The organism is Gardnerella sp. DNF01144 (genome assembly GCF_049244245.1).
Taxonomy (GTDB): domain Bacteria; phylum Actinomycetota; class Actinomycetes; order Actinomycetales; family Bifidobacteriaceae; genus Bifidobacterium; species Bifidobacterium piotii.
This window is the reverse complement of the sequence record NZ_CP058390.1, coordinates 1-21,329: the sequence shown is the minus strand read 5'-3', so window position 1 is coordinate 21,329 and position 21,329 is coordinate 1. Positions and strand designations below refer to the sequence as shown.

The window sequence follows — 21,329 nt, the reverse complement described above, 5'->3', positions numbered from 1 at the left end:
GCAGCCTATAGCCCTGCTTTAGAAAGATAGTCTGGGATTTCGCTCGGGTACTCTGGCCACGCTCCTGCTTGAGTGCAAACGTACGCAGCAGTGTTGATTGCAGCACGATGCGCGTCTTTAAGCGAATCGCCAGCTAAAATCCTTGCAGTAAACGTGCCAGAGAATGAGTCTCCAGCACCAACCGTGTCGTTAACTTCCACATGAGGAGTTGGGTAGGTAGAGCTTTCGCCATTCTTAGTAAAGATTGCGCTAAAAGTAGATCCGCCAGTCAAAATCACATAATCCAAACCATAGCGAGCCTGGAACCATTTGCAAGCCTCATTGTCGGAAGTTTCGCGAATATTGAACATATCTCTAAGAAGAAGCAGCTCGGAATCGTTAAGCTTAAAAACAGTTGCCTCTTTAAGAAGAGCGTCAATCAAATCCTTTGAATAATGATCGCTACGAATGTTTATGTCGAAGAACTTCATAGCGTTTGGCTTTGCGTGCTTTAAAAGCTCCAAAACAGTATCGTGCGTTTCTTGCGATCTTAAGCTAAGAGTTCCAAAGCAAATCGCGTCTGCTTTGCTAACAAGATCCACAAGTTCGCGCGTATAAACAATATGATCCCACGCAATGTTTCGCACAATCGTGTACTCTGGAATGCCATTTCTAAGCGAAACATCTACCGTACTAGTTGGCCAAGCATTGCGCTGAATAACGTGCTTAATTCCTGCTTTTTCAACTTCTTCAACAAGTTCATTGCCAAGAGAATCTTCTCCAACAGCACTAATAACGTAGCTTTCTGCACCATTACATTGCGCGTGATACGCAAAATTCGCTGGAGCACCTCCAACTCGTTTTCCTTGGGGAAGCAAATCCCACAGTAGTTCTCCAAGTGAAAGAACGATTGGCTTAGTCATTGTATTCCTTTCGAGAGTATCGATGATTTTGGCTGCGACTCGTTAATCAACATCTTTATTGCAACAAGTCACATAAATGCATAAAACACATAAATGTATAAAACGCATGAAACATATAAAGCTTATGCAGCACACAAGCCACATAAGCCGCAATAAAGTAATGTTGTTATAACAACTAAGTGCTATAACAACATTATTGCGTAAAGATTAGATAATTAATTTAGATAGTCTTAGATGATTCTAAATAATCCTAGATAATCCTAGACAATCCTAGACAATCCGTTTAGATAGCAGCACACTATTTAGCAGCGCGCTGAGCCATCCAAGCTTCAACATCTTCGATTTGCTTAGGAATATCGATAGAAAGCCACTCAGGACCATTCTCCGTCATCAAAACATCATCCTCAATGCGGATTCCGATTCCGCGCATTTCTGGCGGAAGCATAAGATCATTGGCAGCAAAGTACAAGCCAGGTTCGATTGTAAAAATCATTCCTGGAGTAATCTTCGCACCCTGATAAGCCTCGTAGCGAGCTTGAGCGCAATCGTGAACATCTAGACCCAAGTGGTGAGCAACACCACACGCATGCCAGCGACGATGCTGCTGACCTTGCGGCGAAAGCGATTCCTCAACACTAACCTTTAGAATGCCCCACTCGTGCAAATGCTCCGCAAGCACGCGCATACAAGCGTGGTGAATATCGCTGTAGGTAGCACCTGGCTTAGCAGCCTCAAAACCAGCTTGCTGAGCGTCGAGAACGCACTGGTAAAGCTTCTTTTGCAAATCCGTAAACTTGCCATTGGTTGGGAAAGTTCGCGTAATATCTGCTGTGTAAAGGCTGTTGACTTCCACGCCTGCGTCAATAAGCAAAAGTTCGCCGCTAGAAACCACGCCCGTGTTGCGCATCCAGTGCAAAATTGGAGCGTGCTTGCCAGAAGCAACAATTGTATCGTAGCCAACTTCGTTTCCAACTTCTCGAGCAACGGAGTTAAAAGCGCCTTCAATCATGCGTTCAGAATGCTCCTTGCCCAAAGCTTGAGGCAAACGCGTAAGCATGCGGTCAAAGCCTAACTTTGTAGCAGCAACAGCTTTGCGCATTTCGCCAATCTCGTAGGCATCTTTAAGCATTCGCGCTTCGGCTGCTACTTCGTGCAACTTATCGTCTGCAGCAATATTTGCATCTTCGTCGCTAAATCCGCTCGCTTCTCTTAAAGCATCTACGCGCGCAGTTAAATCAGCATCCGACTCGCGCACAATTCGCACGCGCACGCTTTCTGCAGCGCTATTATCGTCGCTAACGTTTTTTGCAATTGCGTCGTCAAGCTCGGCAATATCGCGCGTTTCAATGCCAGTCATAGCCTTAAGCTCTTTAAGTCCTGCGCGAGGGCCAACCCAGTATTCGCCGTAATGCGGATCTTTGTAGAATGCTGCAGTGCTATTGTCTGCGCGAGGAGCCACAAAAAGCTGCGGAATGTGAGTTTTGCCAGCCGCTTCCTCATCGCTTCCTGCTTGCACTGGCTCAAGCACAAGAACAGCGCCTGCCTCGTAATCCTGGCCCAAGCCAGTGTAGTATGCGAAAGTTGTGTCTGGCCTAAAAGCGTAGTCACAATCGTTATTGCGCACTTTTGGCTGGCCTGCTGGAATAACAAGGCGCTCGCCTGGGAATCGCTTGCCAAGAGCCTCTAGACGCGCTGGTGTGTATTTCGACGATTCAAGCGGTTCGATTTGAGGCTCCTGGTTATCCCAGCCGCTAGTCATAAACTCTTTAAAGGAATCGCTGTTTGGTCGCAAAGATCGATTGTTTACGCGGTCTTGTGCTTTTTGCGTGCCATCCGCGTTTAGTTGCTCTCCATGTATTGTTGGTGTTGATTGATGCATATCTTCTGCCATCTTGCGACTCCTTGATTTTAATCTTAATCAACTTAATCTTAATCAACTTAGATTCAATCTACATTTCCCTATTTTCTTATTAGGAATGTACATTGAAAATTGCTATTTGATTGCAAAAAACTAGAGCGAAGCGTTGTAATGCTGCACTTTAAGCGTACGGCGAGAAGAATCAAGCTTGCCGAGCACCATACGACGCAAAGCAAGGTCGGCATCCTTATGCTCATCAAGCCAGCTTTGCCCGCGCTCAACCAACTCGTCTACATCCGCATAATTTGGATACAAGCCTTCAATCAAAGTTTCCGCCATGTGGAATGTGCGATTCTTCCAAATCCACTCAACTTCCGCAAAGTAGCGTTCAACATAAGGCTTAACCAAATCACCTTTAGCAGTGCTTGCAAATCCAGCAACAACAGCACCCATTTGCATATTAGTCAAATCAAGATTGCGCAAAGCCTGTTCAAAAGCCCAATCCTTAGCTTCTGCAGTTGAGCGAGCCGCACGAGCCTGGTATGCGTATTCACGATTCTCGGTAGTATCGCGCTTAGCGAGTTCCGCATCAATTCCAGCTTCGTCCAAAGCATTTACGCCTGCGAGCGCAATAAGAATGCTCCAGCGCAAGTCGTTGTCGATTTCCAAGCCTTCTAAGCGCACAGAACCGTCAAGCAATCCATTAGCGATTTGCACAAACTCACTATCTCCAACTTCGCCGTATCCAAGATAAGCCTTTAGCAACTGGAACTGTTCGTCAGAGCCTGCGTTAGCCGCCAAAGCCAACTGCCAGAGTTCGTGAGCAACATGCTTTGCAACTTGCGCTTGGCGCTCAGGCACAACATAGTGGCTTGCAGTTACCTTTACTTGACCAAGAGCATAGCGGAAAGTAGTTGATTCGTGCTCTGTTGCCAAGGCCTTAAGGCTAAGTTCCACAAAGCGCTCTGCTGGGAATTCTGCGTCGCGAGTCATATCCCACAATGCGAGCCAAATAAGCGAGCGCGTCAAAGAATCCTTAAAGCGGTAGAGATTTTCTGCAGCAAATTCAAGCGACTTTTCGTCAAAGCGTAGCTTTGTGTAAGTCAAGTCGTCGTCGTTTACAAGAATAAGCGCTGGCCTTTGCAATCCGCGCGCTTCCGCCACTTCCGTCACTTCGCCATCAACATCTAGTTCGATTCGCTTTGTGCGCACAATTTCGCCACTTGCTTCGTCCACATTGTAGAATCCAACAGCCAAGCGGTGTGCGCGAAGAACAGGATGCTCAACTGGGGCGCTCTGACGCAAACGCAAAGAAGCAATAGTGCCGTCGCTAGCTTCTTCAACTTCTGTAGAAATCGTGTTAATTCCAGCCTTTTCAAGCCATTGCGCACTCCAAGACTTAAGATCGCGTCCGCTTGTAAGCTCCAACTCGTGCAACAAATCAGCCAAAGTTGCGTTACTATAAGCGTGCTTGCTCAAATAGTTGTGAATTCCTTCAAAGAACTTTTCGCGGCCAACATATGCTACAAGTTGCTTCAAAACAGAAGCGCCCTTTGCGTAAGTAATGCCGTCGAAGTTAACGGAAGTGTCGTTCAAATCGTTGATTGGAGCCACGATTGGATGCGTTGTTGGAAGCTGATCTTGATTAAGCGCCCAACTCTTTTCGCCAGAATTAAACGTGCTCCAAGCGTCGTGCCATTCGGTTGCTTCAGCCGTTGCAAGCGTAGACGTAAACTCAGCAAAAGACTCGTTGAGCCAAAGATCGTTCCACCACTTCATAGTTACGTAGTCGCCGAACCACATGTGTGCAAGCTCGTGCAAAACTGTTACAACGCGGCGCTCAGCATAAGCGTCTGTAACTTTGGACTCAAACACGTATTGGTCGCGAATTGTAACCATACCAATGTTTTCCATAGCTCCAGCGTTGTATTCTGGCACGTAAATCTGATCGTACTTTGCGTACGGATATGGCACTCCCCAAGTCTTAGCGTAGAAAGCAAAGCCCTTCTTTGTAATATCAAACAAGTAGTCAACGTCTTTTGCAAACGCGTCTTTAAGCGCCTGACGGCAGTACATTGCCATTGGAACTACGCGACCGTCCTCGTTGTTATAAGACGTATGCCACTGCGCGTAAGGGCCTGCGCAAATCGCAGTTAAGTAGGAGCTCATTTTTGGAGTTGACTCGAATACCCAGCGCTTCATGCCTTCTACAACACCATTTTCCAAAGTGCCGTCTTCAGTTTCACGACCTTCAATCGCAGTTTCGCTGGCGACTGGCATGTTGGAAGTAACAATCCAACTTTCTGGAGCATCTACACTAAAGTCAAAAACAGCCTTCAAATCTGGCTGGTCAAACACTGCATAAACTCGGCGAGCGTCTGGAACCTCAAATTGCGTGTAAAGGTAAACGTTGCCGTCGGAAGGATCAACGCTTCTGTGCAAGCCCTCGCCCGTGTTGGAATATTGGCAATTTGCTACGACTTCTACGGTGTTATGCTCAAGCAAATTGGCAAGCTCGATACGGCTATCTGCAAAAACCTTAGAAACGTCAAGAGAAACGCCATTAAGCGCAACGGATTCAACGCTGTTTGCAATCAAATCAAGGAAGCTTGTTCCACCAACTTTTGCGCCAAACTCAATTTTTGTGTGCGACTTAAAATCGCTGCCACCCTTGCCTAAATCAAGTGCAACAGTGTAGTGAATTGGCATTTGGATAGCGCTAAAACGTTCCGCAGCTTCTACGCGAGTCAGATTTGCTCCTGGCATATTAACTTCCTTTTGTGTTTATTGTGTATTTACTTGTGTATTTATGGTGATTTTACTTTATTTATGATTTTTACGTGGCTCTTATCGCTTGACTAGTCCTTGACTAATCACTTGACTAATCCTTTTGCGCAAGATCCGCAACAACTGGCACAATCATTGGCTTTCTACGCAACGCGCGCGCAATCCAACTTCCAAGCGTTCTGCGCATAATCTGCTGCAACTTGTGCGTGTCTTTCTCGCCGTGCATCATGGCATCTTGAAGCTGGAAAACAATCTGAGATCGAACTTTTTCAAAATCAGACTCGTCTTCTGCAACAGCATTCAAGTAAATCTTTGGACCTGCTACAACATCTGCGCTATCTGTATTTACAACTACAAAACTAGACACAAAGCCTTCTGCGCCAAGGATTCTGCGCTTTTCCAGCTCCTCGTCTGTAAGCTCGCCAACGGAATCGCCGTCAACATACACGTATCCGCATGGAACAGAGCCAACAACAGCGGCATTTCCGTGGTACAAGTCCACAACATCGCCATCTTCTGCCAAAACAACATTCTTAGGGTCCACGCCCGTTTTAACAGCAATCAAACCGTTTGCAACAAGATGCCTGTGTTCTCCGTGAATTGGCATAGCGCACTTTGGCTTAACAATGTTGTACAAATAGAGCAACTCGCCCTCATTGCAATGACCAGAAACGTGAATTGCAGCATTGTCTTTGTTGATTACGCGAGCGCCCATTTGCACAAGCTTGTTAATAACCTTATAAACTTCGTGCTCGTTTCCTGGAATTAAAGAGCTTGCAAGAATAACGGTATCAAACTCGTTAACTGTAATATCTTTGTGTATTCCGTCTGCGATTCGCCCAAGTGCTGCCATCGGCTCGCCTTGAGATCCTGTGCACATATAAACAAGCTTGTCGTCTTGAATATCTTTTGCTTGCTTTAGATCTACAACAGTGTTTTCTGGAATATGCAAGTAGCCAAGATCGGCCGCAATAGACATATTTCTAACCATTGATCGCCCAACAAACACCACTTTTCTGCCATACTTGTGCGCAGCATCTACCACTTGCTGAACGCGATGAACGTGGCTAGAGAAGCTTGCTACGATTATCTTGCGCGAAGCGTTAGCAAACGCTTGATTCAAAGCTGGGCCAATCGAAGTTTCTGGCTTAACAAAGCCTGGAACCTCGGCGTTTGTGGAGTCTGCCATCAATAGGTCAATTCCTTGCTCGCCAAGCTTTCCAAATTCAACCAAATCGGTGATTCTATGGTCTAATGGAAGCTGATCTAGCTTAATATCTCCCGTATCTATAATCGTTCCAGCAGGAGTTTTTACGCATACAGCAAGAGCGTCTGGAATCGAGTGCGTTACGCTAATAAACTCCAAATTGTATGGGCCAACTTTTAGCTTTGATCGGCCTTCTACTTGAATTGTTTTTGGCTTAATCTTGTGTTCTTCGCACTTTGCTTCAACAAACGCAAGAGTGAGCTTAGACCCGATTAGCGGAATATCTGGGCGCATTTTAAGCAAATACGGCACGCCGCCAATGTGGTCTTCGTGGCCGTGAGTTAAAACTAGCGCGTCTACTTTATCTAGTCTGTTTTGAATGTAGTGGAAGTCTGGCAAAATCAGATCCACGCCTGGCTGCTCTTCTTCTGGGAACAAAACACCACAATCTATAAGCAAAATATGGCCGTTATATTCAATAACGTTCATATTTCGACCAATTTCACCCAAGCCGCCAAGCGGAACGATTCGCATTGACCCCTTGCGATACTTTGGAGGCGCAACAAGCGCGCCCTCTCGCTGATCGTTTACAACTGGCGGAAGCGCATTGTAAGTGGCTTTAGAGCTTTTAGGAGACTTAAATCCTTTAGATGCCCTACTCACCTTATTCGATTCAGAGTCTTTAGTTTTTTTAGTTTTTGTATTTTTATTTGTAGTTTTATTTTCTTTTTTCACAGTTTTTATTGACTTTTTATTGTTTATATCTGGGGATTGAGGAATTTTTACAGAGTCTACAATCTCTGCAAGAATCTTATCCGTCGATTGCGTCGTTGTATCACTCATCTGCTCTATTGTAGCGTTAAGCCTCAACGGATTTACAAAACTGCGACTTCGCGCGTCAACAAAAAATGGCAATCACAAAAATACCGTCTTAAAAGGCTGCCTTACAAGGCTGTCTTAAAATGCCAACAAAAATGCCGCGAAAAATGAAAGTCAAAAATATTAAGCTAAATCTAGTGCTCTAGCACTCTAATACTCTAATGCTTGCCGTATTTTTTCCAAATCTTAATTCCAATACCAACAAGAACAACCACGATTGCAAAAATCATGGAGCCAAGTATTGCAGAACCCGATTGAGTGTTAGCGAATCCAGCTGCCGAGCAAATAAGTGAACCAAACATTTCTTGCCTTCCCAGTTTGTTTGAAATCTATAACACAATTCTACAATACTTTTCTTCAAAAGATAGTCACAAAAACAATCGTAAAAACAATCACATTGCAATAACGCAACTAATCTGCGGAAAACTTTTCCGCATTTTGTACCACATTTGACCTAAATCACGTACAAAAAGCGGAACCAATTAACGCACTTTGTACCACATTTGACCTAAATCACGTACAAAAAGCGGAACCAATTGACGCACTTTGTACCAAATTTGACCTAAAACACGTACAAAAAGCGAAACCAATTAACGCACTTTGTACCACATTCCACCCAAATCACGTACAAAGTCGGGAAAAAACAAAACAACATCGGCAAACTTTGACGCCATAATGTAGACTAGAAAGACACTCAAAAATCAATCATGTTAATCAAGTTAAACATGTTAAGCGCGTACAAATTTAAGGGAAGTGAATATGTCATCGAAATCGGCGCAGCCAAAGTCTTCGCCTATGTCAAACTACGTAAGATTGTTCTCTTTTGAAGGAACACGAGCGTTTTGCATATCTGGAGCAATAGCAAGGCTGCCTATTTCGATGATGGGCTTAGGAATTGTTCTGGCATTAAACCACATCTATAATAATTGGACAATTGCAGGCACTATGAGCGCCGCATACGTGCTATCGCAAGCAGCCGTAACGCCATTATATGCAAAGCTTTTTGATAGATTCGGCCAGCGAAAAGTGGGTGTAATCGCCCTAAGTGCGCAAGTTGTTTGCATGCTGTCGTTTGCAACCGCCGCACTTTTCCACATACCTTTGCCAATACTGTTTGCGCTTGCAATTTTAATGGGAGTTACACAATTTGCGTTCGGCGCGCTTGTTAGAACTCGCTGGGCATACACGCTTAAAAATCAAAGTGACGACACGCTACTAAACGTTGCATACGCGCTGGAATCTGGAATTGACGAGATTGTGTTTATATTCGGGCCAATTCTTGCAGCGTGGCTTGCCACTAGCGTTCACCCTGTATCGCAGCTTTTTGTGCCAGTTTTGGCAAGCGGACTAGGCGGAGCATGGTTCTTGTCACTTAAAAACACGCAACCTGCGGTTGTTAAAATTGTGCAAGTAGAAAGCGCACCCGCGAATGATGAAGATGTGCGAGTCGCGCTGGAAAATGGCCCTTACCGCACATCGGAAGACTCGGCGGAAGACTCGTCAAAAAATGGCAAGAAAATAATCGCAAAAAATCTTAGAGACAAGCTTTCGCTAAAACAACTAAGAAATGCAAATCGCAAAAACAAGCCAAAAAACGTGCTTCTTTACCGCGGAATCATACCGCTTGTTATTATGTTCCTTGTTTTTAACATGAGCTTTAGTGCTTTTGACGTATCCGTTACAGCAGCAATGCGCGCGCAAGGATTAGACAAACTGATCGGCTTGCAACTTGCGCTGTTTGCGTGCGGGTCTTTAGTTGGAGCTGTTATTTTTGGCTCGCACAAATTCCGCGGATCTAATTGGTCTCACCTAATCGTATTTCTAAGCCTGCTTACTGTTGGATTTATTCTTATGAACATTAACATAGATAGGCTTATACTTCTAAGCATTTTTGAGCTTTTAAGTGGACTATGCGTTTCGCCGATTTTTGCAACTGGAAACCTTATTGTTAAAGATACGATTCCAGAGCATTCGCTTACCGAAGGATTATCGTGGCTGCCAACAGCATCGGCTACTGGCGCATCGCTTGGATCCATGGTTGCGGGATTTGCGATTGACGCTTGGAGTTCGCGCGGCGGAATGATGGTTCCGTGGATTTCTACGCTTGTTGCGATTCCAATCGCGTCAATTGGGTGGATTATTGTAACGCGCAAGCGCGATTAATCAACGCGATTGATGCGTGCGTTTTGTGCGGTTTACAAACGGCTCGCCCGAATATATGTACAAGTCCTCAACAAGGTCTTTTACGCGATCCGCATACTTTTCGTGATCTTTTTTAGCCCACGTAGCATCTCGCCTAAGCCCGTGATAATCGTAGAAACTAACATCGCAAGCCGTGTCTGTGTGCAAAAAGTAGCGGTTCACTCCGCGGCTGCGCAAATGTTGCATTGTGCGCTTCCACAATCCGCCGCCGACTCCGTGCCCGCGAGCGTCTGGAGAAACAATAAAAAGCTCCAACTCTGCCTGAGTCAAGTCGTTAATATGGCTCATCGCCTCTAACTTGCGCTCAATCTGGCCCATGCCAATCGCAGAATCCAACGCTTTTGCGTGCGAAGAATCGCCTTTGCTAGACATCTTTGCTTCTTGCTCTTCTAGCATCTTCTGCACTTGCTTAAACAGCACTTTATCTCCGTACACGCGTGCAAGCAGCAGCCCCATAAATTTGCCGTTTATTGTTGCAACAGTTCCGTAAGTAGAAGGCTCCAAATAGTGCAGCACGAATCGCCTAGAAAGATTGCGCGAAGCGTCTGCTCCAACAGCATTCGCAATTCCCCATGTGCGCTCGTATTCTTCTACGATTGCGTCAATGTCGTTAATTTTAACTGGACGAAACTCAACCGTCATTTTGTCCTTCTTTTACTTTTACTAACTTTACTTTTACTAACTTAAATCGGCTTATGCCCTACTTTTAGATTATCAAAAATGTTGATTCTAAAAAGACGCCTCGCTCAAAATCTCGTCACGAGTTTTGCTCAGCGCGTGAATCTCGCGATTTTCCGCACTCGCCTCGCTAACGTAGTAAAGAGTGGCGTCAATGCATCTTAAATCAACGTTTGTTGCGCGCGCAAGCAGTAGCCTATACCAGTCAAGCTGCTCGAGTTTTAAGCGAATATCTTCCGCGCTTTTTGGCCGCTTACCCGTCTTCCAGTCAACGATTGTGTAGAGTTTTGATTCGTCGTTAGCGTCTAATCCTCCTGCAAAAACAGCATCCAAAGTGCCGTTAATAATTCTATTTGCAAACTCCGTATTATCGACTTGCATTAAAATCGGCATTTCTGCAGCAAGCGGCACTCGTTTTGCCCAACGCGATTCTATAAGCCGTTGCTTCCATTCGTCTAGTTGAGCGTCTTGAGATTTGGCCAAATCATTAGCAAAGTACGCATTCTTGCGACTTTGATTAAACTCGTAAATCAAATCTTTGCGATCTTGAGGAATAAATTGCTCATCTAACAAAGTGCCATTTTTTACAATAGTACGCCACTTAGCGCACTCGGATGCACTAGAAGACACTGCCGAATCTACAAATTGCTGCGCCCACGCGTGGAATTTTGTACCGAGATTTGCATCCATCGACGAAACGGACGGAATTGGGCGAATGCAAGCCAATAGATTGTTGTAAATTCGATCGTTTGCGCGCGAGCTAGAGTTTGCGTTTGCGTTTGTGGAATTTGCTCCGTTTACATCAGGCGCAACTTTGCTTATTTTTTGCAAAGATGTTACATTAAGCCTAGATCCGTTGGAAATCTTTTCCACCTTTTTTGCCAAGTCTTCTAGTGAATAATCGCCAGCATTTTGCGCAGTTAAATCGGCATCTTGAACAAACGCTTTTGCGCGTGAATAAAGAGATTTTTGAGAAGATATTAAGGAAGATTTGCCATCGGCATCGCCACTAAAATCGCCATTAAAATCTTCACTCTTAACAAGCTTTGCAGATTCTTGAAGCGCATTTTCTACATCTTCACTCAAAGCACAAGGCCATTCAAGCACGCTTTCTTTAGCACGCGAATCGCTTTGAACTTTAATTTTTCCAAACTCTTTAGAAAGCTCACCCGCAAAATCGCCTGCAATAAGGCCAAAAACGTCTTCGCTGGAATCGCCAGAATCATTGGAATCGCCAGAATTTTCCGCCTCGCATCTTTTAACTTCAATCACACCATTAAGCGACTTTATAGCTTCCATCGACTCCTTAAGAAACACCGAAGCTGCACGCTTTCGCCCATTTTCTTCCGAATCTCCAGAATTTGCTGAACCAGTTAAAAGCGCTGCAAACTTTGCGCGCGTAAGAGCAACGTACATAAGGTGGCGCTCGTCCATGTGAAGCTGGATTCCGCGCTCCTCACTTTGCGTAAATGGCATAAAATCAACGCTTTGCTGGGATTTATACGCATTATACACACGGCGAGTTTCTTCGCTCAAAAAATCGCCAGAATCCGAAGAATCGCAAGCATCCACCTCTTGAACAGCCTGCGCAAAATCACACAAAGTTTTGATTCTATCTGGCTTAATCTCGTCAAAAATCTTTTGCACACTATCCAAGTCTTGCATTGCTTTTTCTGGGTGCATTGCCTCGGCACGCGTTACTGTATGCGGAAAATGCGGCAAAATATTGGCATCCACGCGCAACGCAGAAGGCACGCTTGCAGCAAACTCAATCGGTATGCGAGCGCTGGCTTGCCCATTATCATCAACTTTTAGCGAATCGCCTTGATTGCTTGGAAAAGCGCCCTCGTTTAGCCCAACTACAGCAACTGCAGGCCATTGCAAACCTTTTGATTGGTGAACTGTCATTAAAACAACTTGCGCACTATTTTGCTCTGTTCCAGATGCTTGCAAATCAAGCGTTTTTGCTGAGTCAATCCAATTGATTAGTCCGCGCAAACTAACATCTTGCCACTCGCCCATCTCTTGCACATACGTTTCTACAATCGCGTTTAGCGAATCTAGCACATTGTGCATGTCGTTAAGCATTGTTTGATTGCTAAAATCCTTGTATTTTAAGGCCGCTCCAACAGCGCTATCAATGTCTACATTAAGCGCTTCAACAGCCAATTGCATAACGCTTGTTAGCGAATTTCTTTGCACGCGATCAACTTTATTTAGGATTTTACTAAGTCGACTTACTGCAGCAAATGCATGCGCACTCAGCTTTTCTCGCATTTGGCTAACCCAATAATCGCAAAAATCGCCAGCAACCGCAGACTTACCAGACTTACCAGAATCGCCAGAATCGCCACTCGCGCCACTCGCCCCAAAATCGCGCATAATCAAATCAGCTAAATACACTCCGCCATAAATATTTATGACTTGCGCCGATACTTCCCCACTATTTGCCTTATTTCTAAGATTGCGAACAGCACAATCCCACTGGCTTCTAGGCAATCCCTCCTCAACAAGACCAGCCGCAGCATACACGTTGTAAAGATATTCCGTATTCGCACTATTTGCGATTGATGCCAATGTGCTCAAATCCGCGGTAGATAGCGCAAAACGAGGAGTGGCAAGAAGACGCATAAGCGAATTTGAATCGCTATGATCTTGAACAACTCTTAGCAAACTCAAAACATCTTTAACAGCAGGCTTTTCAATAATCGAAGAGTAGCCAACTATGCTTGTGCGAATCCCAGCATCCTCCAGTTTTTGAGCATATTGTGGCATTTTTGCTTTACTTCTAAAAAGAATTGCAAGTTGCGGCTCAAGCGGATTTTCGCCATATTTTTCAACGATTTTCTTAGCGAATCGCACAACTGCATCAATTTCTTCGCCTTGATTTGGCATAAATAACGCACCAACAGTGCCATTTGTCGCATCCTCTTTTGGCTTTAGAGTTTCCACTTGCACTTCGCGATCGTCAATGCTGCTAAACCTACGACTTGCGTTTTGCGTTGAAGTATCGCCATTTTCTACGCGCATTGGCTCGGTTAGCGCGTTTGCAACTTTTAGTATAAACAGCGAATTTCTGCGCGTAACAGTTAGCGAATATTTGTTTTGCGCGCTTATGTTAAAGTCTTGTTCAAACTTGCAAAAAGCTCCAGTTGAAGCGCCTCTAAACGAGTAGATTGCTTGGAACGGGTCGCCTACTGCCATAACATGCGTGCGATTCCCCTCTGCAGCAGCATTACCATAAAACAGCGTATTTATAAGCATTGCTTGCGTTGTAGAAGTATCTTGATACTCATCTAAAAGAACTTGCGAATATTGATTCCTGTATTGCGCACAAATCGAAGGAAAATGCGTAACCAAATAGTAAGCTGCAATCGTAAAATCGCTAAATTGCGCCATGTTTACGCGCTTTTTTTCGGCGTCAAATTGCAAAACAAGATCTAGCAAAATGTCTCGTTTTAGGCACGCGTTGTATAGATTTATGCAAAATTGCAAGCACGAATCATCCCAATATTTTTCGTAACTTTTACACGCATCCTTAAATTTTTCCGCAGACGCTTTCTCCACGTCTTGTTCACTCATTCCAGCTGTTTTTTTGACTTTTTTGTATTTTGGAATTGCTGGAGCTTTTGCGCTTAGTGGCGATTCTACTTTTCTATCTGCAATAACGTTTTTTAAGTGTTTTGCAAACTCATTATTCCACTCGCGTATTTTTTGAACAGCTTGAGGCACGCTTGAGCACGTTGCGCCTACACTATCTACTCCAATCATCGAGCACGATATTTCGGCGCAAAGATTAATAACATCCGCACACAAAGTGTCAAAATTGTATAGCTTACTTAAATTTTTAGCGTTATTTTGTGGATTATCTAAATATTTTCCGATTATACTTTTTATGATTTCCATCGCGCCAGCATCGCTTAATGGCATTGTGTTTTGATTAAAGCCAACCAAAAGCCCGTATCTTCTTACGATTGATTGAAAGAATGCGTCGTACGTCATAACTTCTGGCTTTAAGAATGATTTTGCGCCATTTGCGCCATTTGCACCGCTTGCACTAACCTCCGCCGAAACGCGACTTAGCAATTCCGCAGCAGCTTTATTTGTAAAGGTTAAACCCAATATGGACTCTGGCGGAACTTTGCTTTTAATTAAATGTATTACGCGGCGAGTCATAGTGTACGTTTTGCCGCTGCCAGCTCCAGCAACTATTAGCACGTCTTGATTAATCGGCGCTTCTATAACGTTTTTTTGCTCTAAGCTTGGACCACTATTAGGCGTGGATTTTACGGCGCTAACGTTGTTATTGCTCATTTTTACCTTCAATCACTTCGTAAACAGTGTCCACTTTTTCCGCACACGCAGGGCAAACGTCTAAACATCTACAATAATTTTTATGATCCGCTTTTGGCTCTACAGCAAAACTTGTTGACTTAACAGCAGCAGCGGCAAAAAATACGCGAGATATCATCATAAGCGACCATTTTGCGCGCATTGGCAATTTCACAAAATCCGCCCACGCACTTTGACTTACGCCTTGCGCAGGATTTTGCTCATCAATGCTTGGAAGATCGTAAAGTCGATTATTATTAGAATATCTGTAACGACTTATGATTTCACTAGCGCTTAGCGAGCCATCTTCGTCAAACAGCGAAGGCTGACAAATATTCTCCGCAACACCATTATCTTGCGCAGGAGAATCCTTGTACACAACGTGGAACAACGCACTTCGCGCGATTTTTGTGTGCTTAAGCTTTAGCAGTTGCTCATAATCTTTGTTGTTTTCGGAGCAAAAAACAATTCCCAATTGATAGCAAATAAGTTGCAAATCATTAAAAACTTGCTGTGTTTTAGGAACTTTTCCTGTTTTATAGTCGATTAGGCGAATTTGTTGCGTGTTGTCGTTTAACTTTCTAAGTTCCATGCGGTCAATTCGCCCCTGGATTCTAACGCGCAAATCACATGAGCCGCCATTAGGCCATCCGCCTACCAAAAATCCCATTATTGAATAAAGATCTTCCAAGCTTGTTTGCGCTTTAGTCGCAAGATTATACGCGTTTAGAATATCATCAAAGCCAAAAGTGGCGTTTATTTGGCACTCGCAATAAGATTCCTCAAGACTACCCAAAGGAACGTCTGCAATAGTCGGTTTAGCTGTTTTTGACTTTTCTGGTGCAGGCAGAATCTTTGTTACAACACCATCTTCGTCTTTTTGCACAAGAATCGGGTAATTTTGCCCGTTTAGCGAGCCTACAAAATATTGAGCAATCGTGTAAAGCGCGCGGCGAACATTCAAATCGTTTTTTATAAAACGGTAGCGGTCTTTTACGTTAGAAATACTAGAATCACTCGGGCAAATCGAATAATAATGCTCAATCATCTTATTTGCAACGTCATCAATCGCCTTTTTTTGCAAAGCGCTAAACGAATCAAACGAAAAATCAAAGTCCGCAGATTCCTGCGCACTAGCGCCAACAAACCCACTAACAAATGCTCGAAGCTGCGGGTAGTTTTTGCGCAAATAATCGTTGTCTAAATGCTCATCTTGACTTGCCCACCTTGCAGTTTCGTGAATAAGCGTACCAAATTGTGCTGCAGTACTTCCTACGGCAGGCCCCGCAAATTTACTCTCCAAAAGGCAACAAACTGGGCAAGACCAAAGTTTATCTACCATTGAAGGAGATAGAGTTACAAGAGTTTTATTAGTGGAGGATTTTTCTTGTGACTTTTCTTGCGATTTTTCTTGCGACTTTAGTGGCGATTCTTCTTGCAACTCTTCTTGCAACTTTGCGGTTGCTTGCGATTCTTGTGTTTCAGAATCAATCTCAGAATCGTAATTTTTACGCATAAAATCCCAATTATCTGGATTTGCTGCATCAACTCCGTTGTTTTTCAACAGATTTAACGCATTTAACGCATCTTGAATCGTAGGATTTTGCGCCAAACTATCGCTATTATTAGAGCCAGACTCCTGTTTAGCAAGCGTGATTCTAGACGCGCAAACAAGACCTCTTGCATCGGCATCAACCGCCGCAAAATCGCCACAAAAATCTGTGTAGTCACAACTTCCGTCTTGATTTCTCCAATAAATCTCTGGCAAATAGTAGTACAAAAAGTCCGAAGGAACGCAATCATCACTATTCACCGCGCTAATGCAAAGATGCTTGCGAGCGCGCGTAATTGCCATTAGCAAGCTTCGCTGTTCGCCAGTAAAAATCGCTTGCTTATCGCTTACGCAAATGCCATTAGGATTTTTAGAATACGCGTCAAAAAAGTACGTTATATCGTCAATATAGCTGCTATCGGATTTATCGCCACTTTCGCCATCGCCATTGCCATTGCCACTTAAAATCCTGCTATTTAGCACAATATCAACAAGCGTTTCCGAAGCAAACATAGTGCTTCTAGCAGCCGTATTTGGCCAAACTCGCTGCTGAACCGCTGGAATCCACACGTAATCCCACGTTCTTCCAACCGAACCAGAAGGCGTTGTAAGAGTCACAGCGTCTGGAAGAGGGGCCACGCTTGCAAGCGAATCCGCTTCGATTTCCATTTGGCGAACTTGATCAATAAACTCCGCGATTGTTGGTCCAGCCGAGACTCCATTGGGCATCTGCTGGCCTTGCGCAACCGTATACGAGAACGAATCCGCGTACTCAAAAAGCCTCATTGCAGCGTCTAATCTATCGTTTGCAGCGCGACCTTCATCATTGTTGCTAAGCGCTTGAATTTGCCACTTTTTAGCGCAATTGCAAAGATTCCAAGCTTTACTCAAAACGTAGCTAACTTGATTTTCTCCGCTGTTTTTAACTTTTTCAAGGTTATTTTTTAGGTTTTTAGAAAGTCTTAGCACAATATTAAACACGCGCATCAACGCACGCGTATGAACACTGTTTGGGCGCATTTTTTGCAAAACAGAAAAGATTTCTGTAGATTTTACGCCTTGAGTCTCTTCGTTTTCTAAATCACCAGAATCGTCAGAATTGCCAGAATCGCCAGAATCGCCAGAATCGCCAGCAACCGAAGAGCAGCCGTCAATAAACGCCTTAAGAATCAAAATGTAGCACGACTCAATGCTAAATTGCGTACTATTTGCGTTTGGTTGCGCGTTAAAAACGCGATTGTCAACCGTAACGTTTGTGCCTTGGACTGCAGATGTAGCTACAGATGGCTCGTTTGCACTTAAAATGCGATTGCTAAGCACTTCCCATTGCTCTATAAGCTTACTCAACGGCGAATTTGTGCCGTTTGTATTTACACCATCTGCATTTGCGCTATTTGCATTAGCACTATTTGCATTTGCGCTTGAAATCACTTCGCTAAGCGAACAAATTGAGCGCATAAGAGAATCAATAGCCGCCAAATCTGCGCAATTGTAATCGCCAGAATCCACAAGCGGACTTTCCAAAACGGTCTTTATTCTAGAGCGAACAAAATGTGCAATCGAATAAAGCGTGTAATTGCCCGAATGCACGTTTTTTGCTAAATCGTCAACACTTTTTTGGCTAAATTGCGCTAACTCAATAATCGCAAAAAGCGCTTTAATAAACGGCTCGTCTCTAAGCGCGCGCGTGACGCTCGAGTAGCGCACAGGAACTCCGTCTTTTCTAAGACGCTCGCCAAACGCGCGAACTGTTGCATTATCGTGCGCAATTAAGGCCATGTTTTTCCACGGAATCTTATTGTCTAGATGAGCGCGCTTTATTTGCCAAATAACGCAATCCATCTCTTGGCTAGGAGTTCTGTACAAATCGCCAGAAACCGAAGAATTTTCTGTTTTTTGCGAATTTAATTCGATTTTTTCTATAGGAAAAGCACCTTGAATATTGGCCATTTTCCAAGCTCTGCGAGCCATAGGCGTTTGCGTTGGCATAAGCGAAGCAATCGAAAGCGAAACGCGTGCAGAAAAGAGATTTAGCGAAATTGAGCGATTAGAATGGTTTAGAAAATCAGGGAGATTATGCGATTCTTGGCACTTTACATCTTGCGATATCTGTTTTGCAAAATCTTCGCCAAATCCTTCGAGCTTATAATCGCAAATTTTAGAAACAGCAGCTTGCATAACGCCATTTTGCGCTGATTCAATAACGTAATCTGGGTACGATCCGCGGAAGGATTGCACGGATTCGTCGGGATTTGCCGTTAAAACAATTCTCACGCCCAAGCGCGCTAGCGACTCAAGAAAAGCCAAACCAGCAAGCGTTACATCGTGAAAATCGTCAACAACCAGCATGTGCGGAAGGAAGAGTTTAAGAGCGTAAAACTCAAGGGAAGAATCGCAAGCCGCCGAAGATTCATTAGCACTATTGCAATGTAAATTATTAAAAATATCGTTCAAAATTTGAACGCCACTTGCCAAAAGCCTAGAAGAATCAAGCCTAAAAGCGTTCGGATACTTTTTGCGCACGCAATCCGCATACTCGCTTCTAAGAGCAAAAGCCAAATTCCATTGAGTTCTAATGCGGCTAACAATAATAGACGATACAAAATCCGACTGAACACTAAGCTGCGAGTCCAAACTGTTCAGCATATTTTTTTCCGCAAAATCGCTTACAATGCCCATCTCGTCTAAGCGCGCGAGCATATCTCGAAGTTGGTGAATAAAAGCGCTATTTACAGAGATGTTAGAGATGTAATTAGAATCGAGCGAATCACTAAAATCATGCGAATCATGCGAGTCCTCGCTATTTTGCGCGTTTTGTAATTTAGAAATTGTGTAAATCCAAGAATTTTTAGAAGAATCAATAGAAGAATCTTTAGAAGAATCTTTGGAATAATCGCTAGCAAAATACTCGCTAAAAAGAGCGCAAACTTTGCAATTGCCACTATCGCCTTGCAAAACGTGATTAACGTGTACGCGCACAACTTCGCGAAGAAGAGCATCTTGCTCAGCGCCATTAAGCAACTTAGGTGCAGGCATGCCAAAAAGCTTGTTTCGCGCGGAAATCAAACTAAACGCAAGCGCGGAAAGTGTGCCAACTGGGCGCGATTGATGCGAGACACCCAAGTTTTGAATCACGTAATCCGACATTCGTGCAGCTGTAGAGCGATTTTGAGCAGCAGCAACAGCTATATCACCACGAATAGCGTTTTTTAGTAAAAGCTGCGCAGCGCGATTATTGAGCGAGCAAGGCGAATCAGATGCCACGCTCCAATCAAAACGCAAACCCAAAAGCAACGCGCTAAGCGCAAAACTTGACTTGCCATCGTTTGGTGCTCCAAAAACAAGCAAAACATTGGTGTTGCGTTCATGCGCGTTTTTAAGAGTGCCATTTAGCAACGACTGAACGTCTGTTAGCGCAGATTCTTCCGTACACATAAACACAATTCTATCAACTGGCGCGAGCTATTCCCGCGTTTACGCTTTGACTGAGCTAACGATCACCTGCCTTGTGCTACTTATGTAGTGCGTTTGTATTAAAAAACACCAAAATCCAGTACAATCGCACTACAAGGCAGGTCATGTCGTTCGCACGTAAAGTCCACTGGACTTTACGTTTGAGCCAAATCACGCTTTGAAGGAGCTTGAAATGCGCTATGCAATTTCAAGCTCAGTCAAAGCGCCCATGCAAGTAGATTCGCGCGCGTGTCGTGTCGCTTGATTCCGCACTTTGTACCAAATTTGACCCAAAAATGGTACAAAACGCGGAAGGTCGCTCGCGCGGATTAACCGCGCTCACGTCTTCGCCGCGCAGAAGCAATGCTTCTGCCTTGAGCGGCTCAGCGCTCCGAATTGCCTTCTCGCGCTACGCTCTAAGCTCGAAGGCAGGTCGTCGCGCGATCGTTTTTAATCGCAAGAAATGCTATTCCAATGCCAATAAAAATCAGCGTAAAAATGGCAAGCAAATAAACAACACCAACTCCAAGAGTTGTGGAATTAAACGTGTTTGGAGCAAAACCAAACCATCCTGCAGGCGCTTTGTAGTTCAAAAAGTTGTACGGCGCTGCCATAGCATGCTCTCCCCATCGCACGCCAGCAAACTCGCTTAGAGCAACAGCGTACGCAACGTAAGTGAGCGGCGGAATCGTAGCAAAATAAACGTGCGCGCGGCTGGACTTGTACTTGTAATCAAAAAGAATAAAGTCAAAAATCGCAAGCAACGGCGTTATAAAATGCACACATAAGCTTGAGCACCCATTGTTCATGTACGCGCCAACAAATCCGAGCTTGTTTGTAGGAGCCAAAAAGCACAGATACAGCGTAAACGTGACGGCAATCGAAATCGTCATCATAAACTTAAAAACGTACCATGCGTTTGGCTTTGAATCCACCCAGTCGCCAGTTTGCTCACTTTGCTCATCCTTCTCACCCTGTTCATCGCTTTTAGACTTAAGCGCACTTCGCGTGTCTAAAATTAGCGAGCCGAGCAACGCCGCGCAAATCATCAAGTTAGAAAGATTCGTAAAATACGTTAGCGCCATTGAATCCCAAGACATTGCCATTCCGTAAATGGATGAAACTATTGCAACAACTCGAATTATGGTTCTTGTAACGTACTCCTTGCGCGTTAGTACTAGTGTTTCGCTCATTTTAAGCTCGCTTTCAAATAAGTTTTAATTCTTATTTATGTTCTTCGATTATTTATGTTTTTCGATTATTTATGTTTTTCGATTATTTATGTTTTTCGATTTTTCACATAAACACATTTCGTTTTACATAAATAAGATTTACTATACTTGACTCCGATCTATAAATAGCAAAACGTGCAAAATTTAATGGCGATTTTTGTAGATAATGCCAAACAATCTGCAGCTAACCCGCACAAACGACACGACCTGCCTTGTAGTGCGTTTGTACCGAATTTACGGCGTGTCG

10 protein-coding genes are annotated in these 21,329 nt (G+C 44.1%); 1 reads left to right on the top strand and 9 read right to left on the bottom strand.

Features of this window, described 5'->3' with window-relative positions:
* Positions 1 to 5 precede the first annotated feature (5 nt).
* The 5 genes from HXT36_RS00050 to HXT36_RS00030 form a co-directional block, all read right to left on the bottom strand.
* Positions 6 to 902 (bottom strand): carbohydrate kinase family protein, encoded by an 897-nt coding sequence (locus HXT36_RS00050; protein WP_004132728.1) that lies wholly within the window; start codon positions 900 to 902, stop codon positions 6 to 8.
* 298 nt (positions 903 to 1,200) lie between these two features.
* Positions 1,201 to 2,781: an aminopeptidase P family protein gene (locus HXT36_RS00045; RefSeq protein ID WP_421779251.1), complete on the bottom strand. Its 1,581-nt coding sequence runs from the start codon at positions 2,779 to 2,781 to the stop codon at positions 1,201 to 1,203.
* Positions 2,782 to 2,913: 132 nt separating this feature from the next.
* Positions 2,914 to 5,526 carry an aminopeptidase N gene (gene pepN, locus HXT36_RS00040; protein ID WP_421778804.1) on the bottom strand — a complete coding sequence of 871 codons (2,613 nt, stop codon included), beginning with the start codon at positions 5,524 to 5,526 and terminating at the stop codon, positions 2,914 to 2,916.
* A gap of 115 nt (positions 5,527 to 5,641) precedes the next feature.
* Positions 5,642 to 7,597: a ribonuclease J gene (locus HXT36_RS00035; RefSeq protein ID WP_421778803.1), complete on the bottom strand. Its 1,956-nt coding sequence runs from the start codon at positions 7,595 to 7,597 to the stop codon at positions 5,642 to 5,644.
* A 194-nt stretch (positions 7,598 to 7,791) separates the two neighbouring features.
* Positions 7,792 to 7,935 carry a hypothetical protein gene (locus HXT36_RS00030; RefSeq protein WP_020973320.1) on the bottom strand — a complete coding sequence of 48 codons (144 nt, stop codon included), beginning with the start codon at positions 7,933 to 7,935 and terminating at the stop codon, positions 7,792 to 7,794.
* A 457-nt stretch (positions 7,936 to 8,392) separates the two neighbouring features.
* Between HXT36_RS00030 and HXT36_RS00025 the strand changes: the two genes are divergently transcribed.
* Positions 8,393 to 9,796, top strand: a complete 1,404-nt coding sequence (locus tag HXT36_RS00025) for an MFS transporter (RefSeq protein ID WP_421778802.1) — start codon at positions 8,393 to 8,395, stop codon at positions 9,794 to 9,796.
* Here HXT36_RS00025 and HXT36_RS00020 read toward each other — a convergent pair whose 3' ends face one another.
* The 4 genes from HXT36_RS00020 to HXT36_RS00005 all read right to left on the bottom strand — a co-directional run bounded on the left by HXT36_RS00020 (position 9,797) and on the right by HXT36_RS00005 (position 21,043).
* Complete coding sequence (locus HXT36_RS00020) at positions 9,797 to 10,477, bottom strand: GNAT family N-acetyltransferase (protein ID WP_421778801.1); 681 nt, start codon at positions 10,475 to 10,477, stop codon at positions 9,797 to 9,799.
* Positions 10,478 to 10,564: 87 nt separating this feature from the next.
* The gene (locus tag HXT36_RS00015; RefSeq protein WP_421778800.1) at positions 10,565 to 14,827 is read right to left on the bottom strand and encodes a UvrD-helicase domain-containing protein; all 4,263 of its coding nucleotides are present in this window, start codon (positions 14,825 to 14,827) and stop codon (positions 10,565 to 10,567) included.
* Positions 14,817 to 19,832: a PD-(D/E)XK nuclease family protein gene (locus HXT36_RS00010; RefSeq protein WP_421778799.1), complete on the bottom strand. Its 5,016-nt coding sequence runs from the start codon at positions 19,830 to 19,832 to the stop codon at positions 14,817 to 14,819. Before HXT36_RS00010 ends, HXT36_RS00015 begins: the two co-directional genes overlap by 11 nt.
* 434 nt (positions 19,833 to 20,266) lie before the next feature.
* The gene (locus HXT36_RS00005; protein ID WP_421778798.1) at positions 20,267 to 21,043 is read right to left on the bottom strand and encodes a hypothetical protein; all 777 of its coding nucleotides are present in this window, start codon (positions 21,041 to 21,043) and stop codon (positions 20,267 to 20,269) included.
* Positions 21,044 to 21,329: the final 286 nt, after the last annotated feature.